The 16,905-nt window shown below is 58.6% G+C and carries 18 protein-coding genes; 5 read left to right on the top strand and 13 right to left on the bottom strand.

All coding sequences use genetic code 11. The features are described 5' to 3' along the window. Positions 1-39: 39 nt before the first annotated feature. The 8 genes from ccoP (J5M72_RS08180) to ccoN (J5M72_RS08145) all read right to left on the bottom strand — a co-directional run bounded on the left by ccoP (J5M72_RS08180) (position 40) and on the right by ccoN (J5M72_RS08145) (position 6,940). Entirely contained in the window at positions 40-1,023 is a 984-nt protein-coding gene (gene ccoP / locus J5M72_RS08180) for a cytochrome-c oxidase, cbb3-type subunit III (RefSeq protein ID WP_207865090.1), read from the bottom strand. Next, on the bottom strand, positions 1,020-1,205 hold the full coding sequence (locus J5M72_RS08175) for a CcoQ/FixQ family Cbb3-type cytochrome c oxidase assembly chaperone (RefSeq protein ID WP_003175465.1): 186 nt from the start codon (positions 1,203-1,205) through the stop codon (positions 1,020-1,022). The genes ccoP (J5M72_RS08180) and J5M72_RS08175 overlap by 4 nt, the downstream gene beginning before the upstream one ends. A 6-nt stretch (positions 1,206-1,211) precedes the next feature. After that, complete coding sequence (gene ccoO / locus J5M72_RS08170; protein ID WP_011333287.1) at positions 1,212-1,820, bottom strand: cytochrome-c oxidase, cbb3-type subunit II; 609 nt, start codon at positions 1,818-1,820, stop codon at positions 1,212-1,214. Beyond that, positions 1,820-3,262, bottom strand: a complete 1,443-nt coding sequence (gene ccoN / locus J5M72_RS08165) for a cytochrome-c oxidase, cbb3-type subunit I (protein WP_085690137.1) — start codon at positions 3,260-3,262, stop codon at positions 1,820-1,822. Before ccoN (J5M72_RS08165) ends, ccoO (J5M72_RS08170) begins: the two co-directional genes overlap by 1 nt. A gap of 481 nt (positions 3,263-3,743) precedes the next feature. After that, positions 3,744-4,697 (bottom strand): cytochrome-c oxidase, cbb3-type subunit III, encoded by a 954-nt coding sequence (ccoP, locus tag J5M72_RS08160; protein WP_169429594.1) that lies wholly within the window; start codon positions 4,695-4,697, stop codon positions 3,744-3,746. Next, complete coding sequence (locus J5M72_RS08155) at positions 4,694-4,891, bottom strand: cbb3-type cytochrome c oxidase subunit 3 (RefSeq protein WP_064378782.1); 198 nt, start codon at positions 4,889-4,891, stop codon at positions 4,694-4,696. The genes ccoP (J5M72_RS08160) and J5M72_RS08155 overlap by 4 nt, the downstream gene beginning before the upstream one ends. 5 nt (positions 4,892-4,896) lie before the next feature. Continuing rightward, on the bottom strand, positions 4,897-5,505 hold the full coding sequence (ccoO, locus tag J5M72_RS08150) for a cytochrome-c oxidase, cbb3-type subunit II (RefSeq protein ID WP_207865088.1): 609 nt from the start codon (positions 5,503-5,505) through the stop codon (positions 4,897-4,899). Positions 5,506-5,515: 10 nt separating this feature from the next. Continuing rightward, a complete protein-coding gene (ccoN, locus tag J5M72_RS08145; RefSeq protein WP_011333291.1) occupies positions 5,516-6,940 on the bottom strand; it encodes a cytochrome-c oxidase, cbb3-type subunit I in 1,425 nt (474 codons plus the stop codon). A gap of 86 nt (positions 6,941-7,026) precedes the next feature. Between ccoN (J5M72_RS08145) and J5M72_RS08140 the strand changes: the two genes are divergently transcribed. From J5M72_RS08140 to J5M72_RS08130, 3 genes are all read left to right on the top strand, one after another. Further along, entirely contained in the window at positions 7,027-7,704 is a 678-nt protein-coding gene (locus tag J5M72_RS08140; protein WP_207865086.1) for an alpha/beta family hydrolase, read from the top strand. An 883-nt stretch (positions 7,705-8,587) separates the two neighbouring features. Next, entirely contained in the window at positions 8,588-8,953 is a 366-nt protein-coding gene (locus J5M72_RS08135; protein ID WP_011333295.1) for a hypothetical protein, read from the top strand. A gap of 87 nt (positions 8,954-9,040) precedes the next feature. Then, entirely contained in the window at positions 9,041-9,400 is a 360-nt protein-coding gene (locus J5M72_RS08130) for a DUF6124 family protein (protein ID WP_207865084.1), read from the top strand. A gap of 61 nt (positions 9,401-9,461) precedes the next feature. On the opposite strand, the gene J5M72_RS08125 is transcribed toward J5M72_RS08130, so the two are convergent. The 3 genes from J5M72_RS08125 to inhA all read right to left on the bottom strand — a co-directional run bounded on the left by J5M72_RS08125 (position 9,462) and on the right by inhA (position 12,853). Continuing rightward, positions 9,462-11,027, bottom strand: coding sequence for a PAS domain-containing methyl-accepting chemotaxis protein (locus J5M72_RS08125; RefSeq protein WP_169429598.1), 1,566 nt, complete (start codon positions 11,025-11,027; stop codon positions 9,462-9,464). Positions 11,028-11,129: 102 nt separating this feature from the next. Then, positions 11,130-11,921, bottom strand: a complete 792-nt coding sequence (locus tag J5M72_RS08120; RefSeq protein WP_169429599.1) for a CPBP family intramembrane glutamic endopeptidase — start codon at positions 11,919-11,921, stop codon at positions 11,130-11,132. Positions 11,922-12,166: 245 nt separating this feature from the next. Then, complete coding sequence (inhA, locus tag J5M72_RS08115; RefSeq protein ID WP_207865082.1) at positions 12,167-12,853, bottom strand: isonitrile hydratase; 687 nt, start codon at positions 12,851-12,853, stop codon at positions 12,167-12,169. Positions 12,854-12,943: 90 nt separating this feature from the next. On the opposite strand from inhA, the gene J5M72_RS08110 reads away from it, so the two are divergent. Both J5M72_RS08110 and J5M72_RS08105 read left to right on the top strand, forming a co-directional pair. Beyond that, on the top strand, positions 12,944-13,915 hold the full coding sequence (locus tag J5M72_RS08110; protein WP_207865080.1) for a GlxA family transcriptional regulator: 972 nt from the start codon (positions 12,944-12,946) through the stop codon (positions 13,913-13,915). Between the two features lie 55 nt (positions 13,916-13,970). Further along, on the top strand, positions 13,971-15,071 hold the full coding sequence (locus tag J5M72_RS08105) for a hypothetical protein (protein ID WP_207865078.1): 1,101 nt from the start codon (positions 13,971-13,973) through the stop codon (positions 15,069-15,071). Between the two features lie 171 nt (positions 15,072-15,242). Here the strand turns inward: J5M72_RS08105 and J5M72_RS08100 are convergent, their stop codons facing one another. Both J5M72_RS08100 and J5M72_RS08095 read right to left on the bottom strand, forming a co-directional pair. Beyond that, positions 15,243-16,277, bottom strand: a complete 1,035-nt coding sequence (locus J5M72_RS08100; RefSeq protein ID WP_207865076.1) for a hypothetical protein — start codon at positions 16,275-16,277, stop codon at positions 15,243-15,245. A gap of 105 nt (positions 16,278-16,382) precedes the next feature. Then, positions 16,383-16,763 carry a hypothetical protein gene (locus J5M72_RS08095; RefSeq protein WP_207865074.1) on the bottom strand — a complete coding sequence of 127 codons (381 nt, stop codon included), beginning with the start codon at positions 16,761-16,763 and terminating at the stop codon, positions 16,383-16,385. Positions 16,764-16,905 lie beyond the last annotated feature (142 nt).

The following is a 16,905-nucleotide window of genomic DNA, read 5'->3' as shown; positions in this document are numbered from 1 at the left end:
TCTCACTGGCGGGGCCTTTTTTCGCTTCAAGCGTCGGCCTTACTGAGCCTCGGCTTCCGGTGCTTTTTCACCGTGAGACAGGCTGTAAACATAAGCCGCCAGCAGGTGAACCTTGTCGTTGCCTTGCAGTTGTTCCTGGGCAGGCATCTGGCCCTGACGGCCGTAACGGATGGTCTGCTGCAGTTGCGCGAAGCTCGAGCCGTAGATGAACGCGGCCGGGTGGGTCAGGTTGGGGGCGCCCATGGCTGGCGTACCTTTACCTTCCGGACCGTGGCAGGCCACGCAGTTGGCAGCGAACAGCTTCTGGCCGTTGGCCGGATCCGCCTTGGTGCCTTCCGGCAGCTTGCGGCCATCCAGATTGGTCAGCACGAACGCGGCCACGTCGGCCACGCCTTGCTCACCGATCACTTCAGCCCAGGCCGGCATCACCGCGTGACGACCGCCCATGATGGTGGTCTTGATGGTTTCCGGCTCGCCGCCCCAGCGCCAGTCGGCGTCGGTCAGGTTCGGGAAACCATAAGCGCCCTTGGCGTCGGAACCGTGGCAGACCGAGCAGTTGGAGGCGAACAGGCGGCCACCCATCTTCAGGGCTTGCGGATCCTTGGCCACTTCTTCGATCGGCATGGCGGCGAACTTGGCGAAGATCGGACCGAACTTGGCGTCCGAGCGCGCCATTTCCTTTTCCCACTCGTGAACGCCGGTCCAGCCGGTCTGGCCGTTGGCGAACGCGGTCTGCTTCTCGGTATCGAGGTAGTTGTAGCCCGGCAGCAGGCCTTTCCAGTTGCCCAGGCCCGGGTACAGCACCAGATAACCCAGCGCAAACACGATGGTGCCCACGAACAGCATGAACCACCATTTCGGCAGCGGGTTGTCGTACTCCTCGATCCCGTCGAAGGAGTGGCCGACCGTCTCGTCGGTCTGCTCGGTGCGCTGGCCCTTGCGGGTCGACAGCAACAGCCAGGTCAGGGAAAAGATCGTACCGAGACTGAGGACTGTGACGTACAGACTCCAGAATGTAGTCATTCTTTGTTACTCCTAGAAGCTTGCTCGACGTGCTTGATGGCTTCGGGATCATCCGCGAAGGGCAGCAAGGTCGCGTCTTCAAACTCCGACTTGCGCTTGGGGCTGAACACCCACAACGCCAGGCCGATGAAGGCAACCATCACGACAACGGTGCCCAGGCCTCGAATCATCCCGATATCCATTAAGAATCACCGTTTGCTTTTGATGATGGTGCCCAGGCCTTGCAGATAGGCCACCAGCGCGTCCATTTCGGTTTTGCCCTTCACGGCATCTCTTGCACCGGCGATGTCTTCGTCGGTGTAAGGGACGCCAAGCGTGCGCAACACTTCCATTTTTTTGGCCGTGTCTTTGCCGTCGAGCTTGTTTTCTACGAGGAACGGGTAGGCCGGCATTTTCGACTCGGGGACGACGTTGCGCGGGTTGTACAAGTGCGCACGCTGCCAGTCATCGGAGTAACGACCGCCGACGCGGGCCAGGTCCGGGCCGGTACGCTTGGAACCCCACAGGAACGGGTGATCCCAGACGCTTTCACCGGCGACCGAGTAGTGGCCGTAGCGTTCGGTTTCGGCACGGAACGGACGGATCATCTGCGAATGGCAGCCGACACAGCCGTTGGCGATGTAAACGTCGCGGCCTTCCAGTTCAAGGGCAGTGCGCGGCTTCATGCCTTCGACCGGCTTGTTGGTGACGTCCTGGAAGAACAGCGGAACGATTTGGGTCAGGCCACCGACGCTGACGGCGATGACCATGAAGAAAGCCAGCAGGCCAATATTCTTCTCGACAGCTTCATGCTTCATCAGTGAGCTCCAACTACGGCGATCTTGGCGGCGGCTTCAGCTTCAGCCGGGTCCGAGGCGCGAACGGTGCGCCACACGTTGTAGGCCATCAACAGCATGCCGCTGGCAAAGAACGCACCGCCCAGGGCGCGAACGATGTAGCCAGGGTGGCTGGCCTGCAGCGCTTCGACGAACGAGTAGGTGAGGGTGCCGTCATCGTTGATTGCACGCCACATCAGGCCTTGGGTGATGCCGTTGACCCACATCGATGCGATGTACAGCACGGTACCGATGGTCGCGAGCCAGAAGTGCGCGTTGATCAGACCGACGCTGTGCATCTGTGCGCGGCCGAACAGTTTCGGGATCATGTGGTAGATCGCGCCGATCGAGATCATCGCGACCCAGCCCAGAGCGCCGGCGTGTACGTGGCCGATGGTCCAGTCGGTGTAGTGCGAGAGCGAGTTGACGGTCTTGATCGCCATCATCGGACCTTCGAAGGTCGACATGCCGTAGAACGCCAGCGATACCACGAGGAAACGCAGGATCGGGTCGGTGCGCAGCTTATGCCAGGCGCCCGACAGGGTCATCATGCCGTTGATCATGCCGCCCCAGCTTGGCGCCAGCAGGATGATCGACATCGCCATGCCCAGCGATTGCGCCCAGTCCGGCAGTGCGGTGTAGTGCAGGTGGTGGGGACCTGCCCAGATGTACAGAGTGATCAGCGCCCAGAAGTGCACGATCGACAGACGATAGGAGTAGATCGGACGCTCGGCCTGTTTCGGCACGAAGTAATACATCATCCCCAGGAAGCCGGTGGTCAGGAAGAAGCCCACGGCGTTGTGGCCGTACCACCACTGGATCATCGCGTCGGTCGCGCCCGAGTAGGCCGAGTAGGACTTGAACAGGCTGACCGGCAGCGACATGTGGTTGACGATGTGCAGCATCGCGGTCACGACGATGAACGCGCCGTAGAACCAGTTACCGACGTAGATGTGCTTGGTTTTGCGCTTGGTGATGGTGCCGAAGAACACCAGACCGTAGGTGACCCAGACAATGGCCAGCAAAATGGCGAGAGGCCATTCCAGTTCCGCGTATTCCTTGGTGGTGGTGTAACCCAGCGGCAAGGTAATGATCGCGCCGACGATCACCGCTTGCCAGCCCCAGAAGGTGAAGGCCGCGAGGCTGTCGGAAATCAGTCGCGTCTGGCAGGTTCGCTGCACGACATAGTAGGAAGTGGCAAACAGTGCACAACCACCGAAGGCGAAAATCACCAGGTTTGTGTGCAACGGGCGCAGGCGTCCAAAGCTCGTCCACGGCAGACCGAAGTTCAACTCCGGCCAGACCAGTTGCGAGGCAATGAAGACACCGAGCCCCATGCCAAGGATCCCCCAGACCACCGTCATGATGGCGAACTGGCGGACTACCTTATAGTTATAAGCAGTCGGACTGATTGCTGTGCTCATTCTAAGGTTCCACGGTTTGGGTGTTTTATTAGGATTAAAATCGGCCGCAAGTATGTAGAAAGCAGGGGGTCAATGCAACGCGCCATGACCTGGGTCAATGCTTTCCAACGCTGATTCTGCGGCCTTTCCATGCGCCGCGTAAGGACAAAATTGCCCTCGGGCAAAATGTCGCAGCGGACGAAAAAAGCGAGGGGTTCCGGTCGGATGTAACGGGGTGTGTTCGAACGCTCGGTTCGGGTGACGGACGGTAATCGGCACGACAGCCGGTATCTACCGGCCTTTGCGGCCATGTCAGTCAGCCGATTCGTTCAACACCTCGCTCAGGGTCGACCTGGAACCGGCACGGGCCAGTCCGCATCGAGCAAGCGTAGACCCGAATCCGGGTAACCGAAAGGAGAGGGTGTGAAGGGGTGCGACAATGCGTCGCAAAGAGGCTGGAAACTGCCGCACTGGAAACGTGCGGCAGTGTTGTACTCAATAATTACTGTTTTTTGTCTTCAGTAATAAGTTTTTCTGTATTCAGTCCATGACTTAAGCTGTACACATAAGCGGCCAGCAATTGCACTTTATCGTTGCCCAGCAGCTCGTTCTGAGCCGGCATGTGGCCCTGACGACCATGGCGGATGGTCTGCTCAAGCTGGGTCAGGCTGGTGCCATAGATAAATCCGGCCGGGTGCGTCAGATTCGGCGCACCCATGGCTTCAGTGCCCTGGCCGGTTGCCCCATGACAGGCTACGCACATGGTGCTGAACGTCTGCTGTCCGGCTTGCAGGTCGGCCTTGTTGTCCGTCGGCAGTGGCAGCCCGGCCAGTTCGTGACGAACATAGGCGGCGACGTTCTTCACGCCAACCTCGCCGAGGGATTCGCCCCAGGCCGGCATCGCCGCCATCCGGCCACCCATGATGGTGGTCTTGATGGTTTCGGCGCTGCCGCCCCAACGCCAGTCCTTGTCGGCGAGGTTAGGGAAACCGAACGCGCCCTTGGCGTCCGAGCCGTGGCACACCGAGCAGTTGGAGGCAAACAGGCGGCCGCCCATTTTCAGCGCCTGAGGATCCTTCGCCACTTCTTCCACCGGCATGGCGGCGAATTTGGCGAAGATCGGCCCGAATTTGGCGTCAGCCTTGCTCATTTCCTTTTCCCATTCGTGGACGCCGGTCCAGCCGTCCTCGTAGCCGGGCAGGATGCCTTTCCAGTTGCCCAGGCCCGGATAAAGGATCAGATAACCCACGGAAAACACCAGCGTGCCGGCGAACAGCATGAACCACCACTGCGGCAGCGGGTTGTCGTACTCCTCGATGCCGTCGAAGCTGTGGCCCATGGTCTGGTCGACGCTGCCCTTGGTCTCGCCCCGACGGGTGCCGACCAGCAGCCAGGTCAGGCCGATCAGGCTGCCGATGGTCAGTACGCAGATCCACGTACTCCAGAAGGTGGTCATGGCCGGGTACTCCTTGTTTCAGATGCTTGGGTTGGGTCGGGTTGCGGCTCGTCGGCAAACGGCAGCAGGCGCGCTTCGGCGAATTCCGGCGTGCGCTTGCGGTTGAACACCCACAGGGTCAGGCCGACGAAGGCCACGAACACCACGACCGTGCCGAGGCCGCGAATCAGCCCCGCGCTCATTTCAATGACCATCGGACTCACCTCTTGCTCTTGATCGCAGTGCCAAGCACTTGCAGGTAGGAGACGAGGGCGTCCATTTCGGTCTTGCCCTTGAGGCTGGCCACCGCGCCGCTGATGTCGTCGTCGGTGTACGGCACGCCGAGGGTGCGCATGGCCTTGAGCTTGATTTCGGTGTGGCTGCTGTCGACCGGTTGCGTGACCAGCCATGGGTAGGCCGGCATTTTCGATTCCGGTACGACGTTGCGCGGGTTGTACAAGTGCGCACGGTGCCAGTCATCCGAGTAACGCGCGCCGACCCGGGCCAGGTCCGGACCGGTACGTTTCGAACCCCACAGGAACGGGTGATCCCACACGCTCTCGCCGGCCACCGAGTAGTGCCCGTAGCGTTCGGTTTCGGCGCGGAACGGACGGATCATCTGCGAGTGGCAACCGACGCAGCCTTCGCGGATGTAGATGTCACGGCCTTCCAGTTGCAGCGCGGTGTAGGGCTTCATGCCTTCCACCGGTTTGTTGGTCACGTCCTGGAAGAACAGCGGGACGATCTGGGTCAGGCCGCCGATGCTCACGGCGAACACCATCAGCAGCATCAGCAGGCCGACGTTCTTTTCAATCGTTTCGTGTTTCATGGCGGACTCCTCAGGCCATCTGCGCGGCAGCAACGACGTCAGCAGGCTGCGAGGCCCGCACGGTGCGCCAGGTGTTGTAAGCCATCAGGAACATGCCGCTGAGGAAGATCGCCCCGCCAATCAGCCGCACGACGAAGCCTGGGTGGCTGGCCACCAGGGTTTCGACGAAGGAGTAGGTCAGCGTGCCGTCCTCGTTGACTGCGCGCCACATCAGGCCCTGGGCGATGCCGTTGACCCACATCGAGGCGATGTAGAGCACGGTGCCGATGGTCGCGAGCCAGAAGTGCGCGTTGATCAGGCCGATGCTGTGCATCTGCTCTTTGCCGAAGACTTTCGGGATCATGTGGTACAGCGCGCCGATGGAAATCATCGCCACCCAGCCGAGCGCGCCGGCGTGTACGTGGCCGATGGTCCAGTCGGTGTAGTGGGAGAGGGCGTTCACCGTCTTGATCGCCATCATCGGACCTTCGAACGTCGACATGCCGTAGAACGCCAGCGACACCACCAGGAAGCGCAGGATCGGGTCGCTGCGCAACTTATGCCAGGCGCCCGAGAGGGTCATCATGCCGTTGATCATGCCGCCCCAGCTCGGCGCCAGCAGTACCAGCGACATTACCATGCCCAGCGACTGCGCCCAGTCCGGCAGCGCGGTGTAGTGCAAGTGGTGCGGGCCGGCCCAGATGTACAGGGTGATCAGCGCCCAGAAGTGCACGATCGACAGGCGATATGAATACACCGGACGTTCGGCCTGTTTCGGCACGAAGTAGTACATCATCCCGAGGAAACCGGCGGTGAGGAAAAAGCCTACGGCGTTGTGGCCGTACCACCATTGCACCATCGCGTCGGTTGCACCGGCGTACACCGAGTAGGACTTGGTGAAGCTCACCGGCAACTCAAGGTTGTTGACGATGTGCAGGATCGCCACGGTGATGATGAACGCGCCGAAGAACCAGTTGCCCACGTAAATGTGCTTGGTCTTGCGCTGCATGATCGTGCCGAAGAACACGATGGCGTAGGCGACCCAGACGATGGTGATCAGGATGTCGATCGGCCATTCCAGCTCGGCGTATTCCTTGGAACTGGTGTAACCCAGTGGCAGGCTGATGGCCGCCAATAGAATCACAAGCTGCCAGCCCCAGAAGCAGAACGCGGCGATTTTCGGCGCAAACAATTGCGTCTGGCAGGTGCGCTGTACCGAGTAGAACGAACTGGCGAACAAGGCACAGCCGCCGAACGCGAAGATCACCGCGTTGGTGTGCAGCGGGCGCAGGCGTCCGAAGCTGGTCCACGGCAGGTTGAAGTTGAGTTCGGGCCAGACCAATTGAGCCGCGAGAAAAACCCCGAGCCCCATGCCGACGATGCCCCACACCACCGTCATAATGGCGAATTGGCGGACCACCTTGTAGTTGTAGGCGGTACTGATAGAAGTGTTCATGGTTCCCCATCCACGGTTCAGCCGAAGTGAGCGCCAACAGCGCGTCCTTCGCCTGGAGTTATAGGCAGACTAAAAGCGAGGCAAGCATGGACAAACAGCACAAGGCCAGTATTGACGGGGATCAATGGGCGCAGTGCCTGCGGGATCATGGGTGGCTTTGGGATGCCGCTGTTGGCGAGGCTTCGGCGACCCTCATTCTCGCCCATGGTGCGGGTGCGCCGATGGACAGTGAGTGGATGACGGATATGGCTGGGCGCCTTGCTGGGCTTGGTATCAACGTGTTGCGGTTTGAGTTTCCTTATATGGCGCAGCGGCGGATTGATGGGGTCAAGCGGCCGCCGAATCCTGCGGGGAAATTGCAGGAGTGCTGGCGTGAGGTTTATGGCTTGGTGCGACTTCATGTCGCTGGGGTTTTGGCGGTTGGCGGGAAGTCGATGGGAGGGCGGATGGCCAGTCTGCTTGCCGATGAGCTTGGCGCTGATGCCCTGGTTTGTCTGGGGTATCCGTTTTATGCGGTGGGGAAGCCGGAGAAGCCGCGGGTCGAACATCTGGCTGGGTTGAAGACTCGGACGTTGATTGTTCAGGGGGAGCGGGATGCTCTTGGCAATCGGGACGCCGTTGAGGCTTACGATCTATCGCCGAGTATTGAGGTGTTTTGGTTGGCCTCTGGGGATCATGATTTGAAGCCGCTCAAGGTTTCCGGGTTTACGCATGAGCAGCATTTGGCTTCGGCGGCGGAGAGGGTTGCCGGGTTTCTTCGTTGAGGCTTTTTTGGGGGGCATATCCGTTGCTGCGGTTATGGCTGCTTAGGGTTCCGCCCTTACGGCGGGTCACTTTTTACAAACGCCTAAAAAGTAACCAAAAACGCTTGCTCCTACGTCCGGCCCGCTCGCTGAGGCTCGGGGTTCCTTCGCTCCGGGATTCATCCGGGGGGCATCGCCTACGGTTTGCTTCGCTGCACCTCCTCTCGATGTGTTTGGCTTCGCCAAACGGTCGCTGCGCTCCCACCCCCGGATGAATCCCTCCACTCAGCCTTCCGACGTCGCCCGTGGATCAAGATCAAAAGCGGTACTCGAGCTAACGCTCATCGTTTTGAGTGGTTAAGGGCCGATTGAAGTGCTGTTCAAAACCTGAGTTCAACTCGGTATCCCACGTCGGCGTACCTCGTCCAAACACCTCGGTCAGTCCCCTCTCCCACGGGGAGAGGGCTAGGGTGAGGGGGAGGGTTTCACTGACACACCACAAAAACCGAAAGCTCCCCCAGCCCAGCATTTCCAGCGCATAAACACGATCGCGTGACCGCGTTTAAAGTACACGAACCGTTACGCCATAAGGGCTACGACACCTTGCGTCGTTGCCTACGCGTACGCCAGAATCCGCCGGCTTACGCGGCTATAGGGTGGGCTATATCGTTTCCCTGTCACTGAAAAACAGTGATCGGGTTTGGTAGCCCGTCTGTAATAGCTGTGTGGCAACACCGTATGCAGTCCCTTTCTTGGGGCTCGGTTTTATGGTGGTCATGCGTGGGGCTCATTCGTGGGCGCCGGGTTCCTATTGCAGCCGGTCTACCAACCCGCGTATGGCCGCCACCCATCGTTTGGTAGCGTGGGTGATGGCTCCTTGAAGTCTGCGATAGGAGTTACATCTATGTTCAAAGTCACACCCAACCCACCAGAAACCGATTCAATCCCCTACGACGCCGCACTCGAAGCCGAAAACATAAAAACGGCAACCGAGCGGGCGATCAATCATTACCTTGATCCTGGGGCGCAGAAGACATCCAAGCCATCGCGCAAGCCCGGCAGGATTTATCTGGTCAATCCAACGGTGGATGACGAAACGCTGCTGGTCGAAGCCTGCGAAACGCTGTCGTCGGCCAGTGACATGGCCCGGGTTATTGGCGACACCGTCGATCCGTCGCAGCGCAAGGCGATGCAGATACTGCAGCAGGTCATCATGCTGAGTGAGCTGCTGGTCAATCGTGTGCTGGATAACCATCACGTCTCGCGGTAGTTGCGGCCTCGGTGAGGGGCTTGCCCCTCACTGCCTGGCAGCCGTCTATAAAAAATCCTCAAGCGACTCTTTCCGGAGTTCCAGCTGATGTCCAAGACCGTCATTCCACCGTTAGAAGATCCGGTGTCCCCGTACGAATTTCCCGATTCAAGAAAGCTCCACGACGCCGCCGAACGCGCCCTCGACTATTACCTGACACCCGCAGCCCGGATCATGGCCACGCCCTACACCCCAAACGACATGTTCATGGTCAACCCGCAAACCGACACGGAGTCCTTGCTGGCCAACGCCTGCGAGTCGCTCGCGTCAGCCACGGTCATGCTCGGCGACTTCGCCGGCCTGCTGGAAGGGCCGAACCGCAAGACCCTGTTGGGCATTGCGCAGGTGGTGATGTTGGGCGAGTTGGCGGTGAATCAGGCGTTGGATAACCTCATGCCAAAGGAGTAAGTAACAAGGCAAAAAAAACCGGAAGCTCTCGCTATCCGGTTTTTTTTGTATTGCAGATCAATCAGCGGTTAAACCGCTCCACCAACGAGTATTGCGTGTTGGCAGTCTTCGTCAGCTCTTCACTCAGCAACGCCGAGTTATGCGCCTGCTCGGACGTCTGGTCCGCCAGTTCCGAAATGTTGCTGATGTTGCGGCTGATCTCTTCAGCCACGGCACTTTGCTCTTCGGTCGCGGCGGCGATCTGGGTGGTCATGTCGGTGATGTTGGCTACCGCTTCGCTGATGCCGACCAGGGCCTGGTCTGCTTCCAGCACCCGCGCTACGCCTTCTTCCGCCTGGCGATGGCCGGCTTCCATGGTTTGTACGGCGCTGGACGCAGTCTGTTGCAGCTTGGCGATCAGGGCGTGGATCTGGCCAGTGGATTCGCTGGTGCGTTGTGCCAGTTGGCGGACTTCGTCGGCTACCACGGCAAAACCACGGCCCATCTCGCCGGCACGCGCTGCTTCAATCGCGGCGTTGAGGGCCAGCAGGTTGGTCTGGTCGGCGATGCCTTTGATCACGTCGACCACGCCGCCGATTTCGTCGCTGTCCTTGGCCAGTTGGGTCACGGTCAGGCCGGTTTCACCGACCACCACCGACAGGCGCTGGATGGCTTCGCGGGTTTCGCCGGCGATGTCGCGGCCGCGACCGGTCAGGCGATTGGCTTCCTGGGTGGCGTCGGCGGTGCGTTGGACGTGGCTCGCCACTTCTTGCGTGGTGGCGGCCATCTGGTTGACGGCGGTGGCGACCTGTTCGGTTTCCACGCGCTGGCGTTCCAGACCGCTGGAGCTGTTGTGCGCCAGGGCGTCGGACTGTTTGGCCTGATCGGTCAGGTGCTCGGCGGTGTCCTGCAGACGGGTCAGGCAGGTTTTCAGTCGGGCTTCCTGGCTGAGGATCGACATTTCCAGACGCGCCTGGGCGCCACGGCTGTCGGTGTACATCTGCGCGATCAACGGGTCGGACGTGGTCTGCTCGGCCAGACGCAGCAGGCGCTTGAGCCCGCGTTGCTGCCATTGCAGGCCCAACAGACCCAGCGGCACCGACAGACCGGCGGCGAGGGCAAAACCCCAATGCGAGTTCAGGGTGGCGCCGATCATGAAACTCAACTGGCTGACCAGAATGAACGGCAGCCAGTCCTGCACGATCGGCAGCCATTTGTCGCTTGAAGGAATCGCCGACTTGCCCTGGTTGATGCGTTGGTAGAGCGCTTCGGCACGGCGGATCTGTTCGGCGGTGGGTTTGACCCGCACCGACTCGTAACCGATCACCTGACTGCCATCGAACACCGGCGTTACATAGGCGTTAACCCAGTAATGGTCACCGGATTTGCAGCGGTTCTTGACAATGCCCATCCATGGCAAGCCTTGTTTCAGTGTGCCCCACATATGCGAAAACACCGCCGCCGGGACGTCGGGGTGACGAACCAGGTTGTGCGGCGCACGGATCAGTTCCTCACGCGAGAACCCGCTGATTTCGACGAAAGCGTCGTTGCAGTAGGTGATCACGCCCTTGGCGTCGGTTGTGGAAATCAACCGTTGCTGAGCCGGGAAAGTCCGTTCGCGTTGTGTAATGGGCTGGTTGTTACGCATGGTTTTTCAATCCGCAAGGCTTTGAAAGGTTGTCGGCGGGGTCGGCCATTTATTGAAGTTTTTTTTCATTTATCAGTACGGCGTCGCAAAACGGGCCTTGCTTCAACCCGCGAGCATCGGATAAGTGAACAGGCCGAAATGCAGCAGGTTCAGGCCAAAATGCGTGGCGATCGCTGCAGCAAGCCCGCCAAATCGGTAGGCCAGACCATAGCCGACCCCCGCCAGGCCCGCCAGCAACACCCATTGCCAGCCAGCGCCCACATGCACCAGGCCGAACAGCAGGGACGCGAGCAGCAGCGCGAGGTTGTCGCCGTAGGGCAGGTGTTTGAAACGCCGGCTGAGGCCACCCTGTATATAGCCGCGAAACAGCGCCTCTTCGACCAACGTCACCAGCAGCAGATTGTTCAGTACCCACAGCCACGCCTGATCCGGCCATTTCGGTGCCCAGGTGATCATGCCCAGCAACACCGCGCCGCCCAGCGCCAGAATCACACTCAACGTCAGTGCCAGCGCGGTGGCGTAGACCGTCAGGCGCAACGAGCGCCGCGCGACGATCCACGGGCAAACCAGCAACAGCCAGAAGCCGATCAGCGGTTTGTCGAGATTCACGAACATCGAGAACGGCACGGCGTTGTCAGTGAAACGTTGCGCGGGGATGGCCCGGCCGTTGTAGAAACCCGGCAGCCAGTGCATGGCCAGCGCCACGGCCAGCACGATAAACAGGCCATGGCCGAGAAAACGCCCCACCGGTACGGTTTGCTGGCGCACGGCGTAACCGGCGAAAACCAGCAGTGCAATGGAAATCAGCGCCAGCCAGCCGAGTTGGCCGAAGCTCAGCGCCAATCCGTAACCAAGGCTGAGAAGCCCGAGATAGAGCCATGGCAGAGCTGTCATGGAAAGTCCTTGTGCACGATTTGTGGACAGGCTTTCTACACGGGTGGGGGCGAGGGGACAAGTGAAGGTGTGGCGGGATGTGGGGACAGCGCGTGAATCCGAATTCATACACAAACCCAATGTGGGAGCGGGCTTGCTCGCGAATACGGTGTGTCAGGCAAAAAGATATCGACTGATATACCGCATTCGTCGGATCGCCGCCCGGAGCAAGCCCGCTCCCACAGGGTTTTGTGTTTGGCGGGAGATCAGCGCAGGTTGAGTTTCGCCGCCGCACGCTCGGTGATTTCCGTGCGCAACTTCAGCGAAGGCGCCGCACGTTTGCGCGCCTCATCGACAACAGCACTCGGCGCCGTGTCCGGGCTACCCGCATCAAACGGCGGCGCCGGCGCATATTCCAGCTGCAACTGCACCAGTTGCGCCGTGTCGACGCCCACCAGCTCCTGCGCCAGGGTCAGGGCAAAATCGATCCCGGCCGTGATGCCGCCCCCGGTGAACAGATTGCCGTCGCGCACCACCCGATCCTTCACCGCGATCGCGCCCAGCGTCGGCAGCAGATCGTGATAAGCCCAATGCGTGGTCGCCCGTTTACCTTGCAAAAGACCCGCCGCGCCGAGCACCAGCGAACCGGTGCACACCGACGTCACGTAACGCGCCTGAGCCGCTTGCGCCTTGATAAAGGCCAGCGTCTGCTCATCCTCCATCAACGGCCCGACCCCGGCGCCGCCGGGTACGCAGATCACGTCCAGATCCGGGCAATCCTCGAACGTGGTGGTGGGTTTCAGCACCAGCCCGGTGCTGGAAGTCACCGGCACCAGATCTTTCCAGACCAGATGCACTTGCACGTCCGGCAATGAGGCCAGCACGTCGTACGGGCCGGTCAGGTCGAGTTGCTGCACCTGGGGAAACAACAGAAAACCGATCTGCAACGCCATGATTCTTCTCCGTGAAAAGGGGGGTAGACGGCTTCACTGTAGGCGCGTAGGTTTTGGCGCATACGCCAATCAGCCCACGAATTACGCCAAATGCCGAAAACCATCCACGTACTCGCGTTCGCCAATGTGCAACTGCTCGATGTCACCGGCCCGTTGCAGGTCTTCGCCTCGGCCAACGACATCGCCCGCCAGCAGGGTTTGCCCGCGCCGTATGCGCCAACGGTCATCGCCAGTGGCGGCGGGGCGGTGAGTTCTTCCGCCGGGTTGGCGATGCTGGCCGAACCACTGCCGAAACAGCCCAGCGATACCCTGATCATCGCCGGCGGCTGGGGCGTTTACGCCGCTGCGGAAGATGCCGAGTTGGTGACTTGGGTGCGTGAACACGCCAACGGCTGTCGACGCGTGGCTTCGGTCTGCACCGGCGCCTTTCTGCTGGCGGCCAGCGGCTGGCTCGACGGTCGCCGGGTCGTCACCCACTGGACCCGCTGCGAGCAACTGGCGCAGCAGCATCCGCAATTACAGGTCGAGCCCAACCCGATCTTCATCAATGACGGCCCGGTCTGGACCTCGGCGGGCGTTACCGCCGGCATCGACCTGGCGCTGGCCATGGTCGAAGACGACCTCGGCCGCGACATGGCCCTGGACGTCGCCCGGCAACTGGTGGTGTTCCTCAAACGCCCGGGCGGGCAGTCGCAATTCAGCGTGACGCTGTCGCTGCAAAAACAGGGCAACCGCTTCGACGATCTGCACGCGTGGATTGCCGAGCACCTGACCTGCGATCTGGGCATCCCGACCCTCGCCGAACAGGCCGGCATGAGCGAACGCAGCTTCGTGCGCCACTACCGCGCCGACACCGGCCAGACCCCGGCCCGCGCCATCGAACTGATCCGCGTCGAAACCGCGCGCCGGTTGTTGAGCGATACCGGGCTGCCGATCAAACGGGTTGCGGCCAATTGCGGATTTGGCAGTGAAGAAACCTTGAGACGCAGCTTCCTGCGGGCCATGGGCGTGACGCCGCAGGCTTATCGGGAGCGGTTTTCGGTCAGTACAACTGAGACTTGATGGCCATTCGGAGGCCCTCCACACTGCGTGACATATATTTCAGCAGGGAGCTTTTATGACATTAGGTATTTCGTACGCCCTTAATCAGCGTCTGGTGGTCATGGGCGATTTGCTGGTTTCCGGGGATGAGCGTGAGCATGACGTTTCGATTCCAACTGTGGGAAACGTGACGGAAGTCTTTCCCAAGGGATCGGGATTCTCCATCACCGGTCTGACTCAAAAAGTCATCGTGATCTGTGACCACATGGTGATTGCCTGGGCCGGTCATGAAGTGGCGGCAACCATGGCTATCCGCGGGCTTCGTACGCTTGCTGACACTGGCCTGACTCCGAAAAAACTCGCCATTTTCTTACAGCAACTTCCGCTGGATCTCGGGAAGCTCGGTCTGCAACTGACCGGTTTTTTCGTGTACGAGAATCAAGGCTATCTGGTTGATTTCAAGGAGCGTGCGGTCGAATCGCCAAACTTTACCGACCTGCGTTTGATTGGCAACGGGGCTGAGGTTTTCGAGGAGTTGCTCGGCAAATATCAGTGGATGCCGGGCGCCAGTGGAGGCGTAGAGGCTGATCGTGGCGAGTACCTGAGTACCACAATGATGCTGGCTGGTATGCTTTTGGAGTTGGAGTTGAAGAACAAGGCGATTTCGTTGCACCGCTACTTCGGTGGGGGTTATGAAGTGGTTTTTGGCGAGGCGGGCGCTTTTCGAAAGCTGGATGATGTCACCTACGTGTACTGGAACATGCAAGTGACCGGGGATGGAGTCGGCATTACCAAACCGTTTTATATCCAGAAGCAGTTTTACCGAGACGGTAATCTGGTGATCATGCCGATTCGCCTTTCATCGGGAGGGCCCGCACAAAACGCGATCGTTGGCGATGAGGTCTATGTGGTTCAGGAGCCAGGAGGTGGAAAACGCATGGAGGATCTCAATCCTGCTGACTTACCGTCCTATAACTCTCGAAATACTTGCCATTACTTCATTGAGGGCGAAACGACCCGGGTGTTTACCCGGTTTCAATACCGTAAGGATCCGAAGGAAAACGACTTGACGATTGTCGAGTCGGGCGCTGGGAAGCAATTGAAAATCCGCAAGTCGTTTCTCGAAGCCATAACCACGACAATCTGGAACGATCCGCGATGGCGCTCACCTGCATGAGCTCAGCTTGCCTGTCGCAGATCAACTAACGCTTCGACTGTCCGCAGCGCCTCTTTGGAAGTGTGCTGGTCGATACCAATCAGCACGAACTTTTCGTAAGCGCCGATGGATATTTATCCTCCGATGTGCCCCCCACCCAAGGTTCCGGAGATACGACCAGCCTACGTTCAGTTACTGATTGAATATTTCGTAGGAGATTAGCTTTATATTTTTTTTGTCAATTTGATATTTGACGTTCTTTATTCTTACAAGAATCGCATCCTCACCCTTCCAGAGTATCCATGCTTTTTTAATTGAGCATGAATTGGCATCGAGTCGTTGGGTTTTTGAAGGGTCAATATCTTTGAAGTAGCTGCAAAGCTCGTTGTCAATTATTATTTCTTCTGCGCGAAAACTTCCGAGTCCAAGTATGTGCATAACTCCCTTTGGAATTGTTGCGATGCTTTGGGATGCGATCAAGATTGCCGCCAGTAGCGCTAATGCTCCCAATATAGTTTTAAGTACTCCTGGTTTTTTGAATGAGGCAATGGTGATGTTGATTAAAAGTACAAAGGCGATGCTCATGAAGATAATGATGCGTGCTGTTGTTTCTTTTAGATCTGAGTCGGCAATGTCTTCAACCCCATGTAATGCAATATTGATAAGCATCAGCGTGCAGATGATCATGACAAATGTATTGAGAGCTAAAGCAATCGCGTTGTTTTTTAACTCTTCATTTAAGGAAAACATGATGATCAACCACGCTATCGGTGTGGCTAAGATCGCCATCAGCAGATAGGGCCTGAAGTCGTCATACAGGACGGCAGACAGAGAAAAAATGACTAATGCTATTAGCGCGATGCCTTGCCGAAAGAAGAGATATCTAAATCGTTGAGATTGTTCTCCTTCCAGGTTTTTTTCAAGAATATCTTTCCATGCCAAGGATGGAAGGATAAACAAGCCAGCCATAATCAGTGAAGATCCTACACCGATAATGAGTGCGGAAAATAGAAGCATTACTGAGTCGGTAAGCGATATGCGTGGTGTATAGTTTATGTGTGAAAAATAAATAAAAAATATGCCTAGGCCGGCAATGATGCTAAATGCATAGTAGGCCTTTCGTATCTCTTCTGATAAAAGAGATGTTACAAAATGCAAAACTTGGCGTTTGAATTTTTCAAATGATTCAGAGGCGGGTTGTTCAATTTGTGGTGTGGTGGAACTCATGCTAATTCACTTCTTTTTACAATGTGTTGTGTAAACCCAGATTCATTGGTCCGGGATTGGCTGAGTGTCGGGCAGTGTTTGCTTCTATAAATTGATGTAACTTGATTAGTCTGCCAGTTCATTAAAATACTTGCTCCGATCCGGCGTAAACGTCACCACCATCTTGGTCCGCGAGCAGGTCATGACCCGTTCGGAACCCAGGTCGATATCCAGATCTTCCCCACGCAACCCTTGCCATTGGGCGAGGTATTTCAGTGATCCGTATTTTTCATTCTTTTTCAGGCTGCGACTGACTCCACCTTTCCAGCCCAGCACCGGCAACTCATCGGCGCTGCAGCGTTGGGCGAGGTCGGGGAAGCGGGTAGCGCGCTGGCGGCCGATTTCCCAGCATTTGATCAGGCCCTTGTCGGCGGCTTCCCACAGTTCGTCGCGGGTCAGGCCAGACCTCAACGGGGAATCGATGGGGCGGTGGATGCGTTGGCTCATTCTGGTTCCTTGAATCGGGTTTTTATTGGACAGCTCCGCTGTGCCCGTTGCGGTGGATGGTAGGGGGGGGGATGTAACAGCTGGCAACAAGGTATTTCGGGGTGTAAGTGCGAGTCGAGGGCCAAGCGTTACACGGGGTTGG

It is taken from the genome of Pseudomonas sp. 58(2021), assembly GCF_017491585.1.
GTDB lineage: Bacteria > Pseudomonadota > Gammaproteobacteria > Pseudomonadales > Pseudomonadaceae > Aquipseudomonas > Aquipseudomonas fluorescens_BT.
The sequence above is the reverse complement of the archived record's forward strand: the minus strand, read 5'-3'. Positions and strand labels throughout refer to the sequence as shown.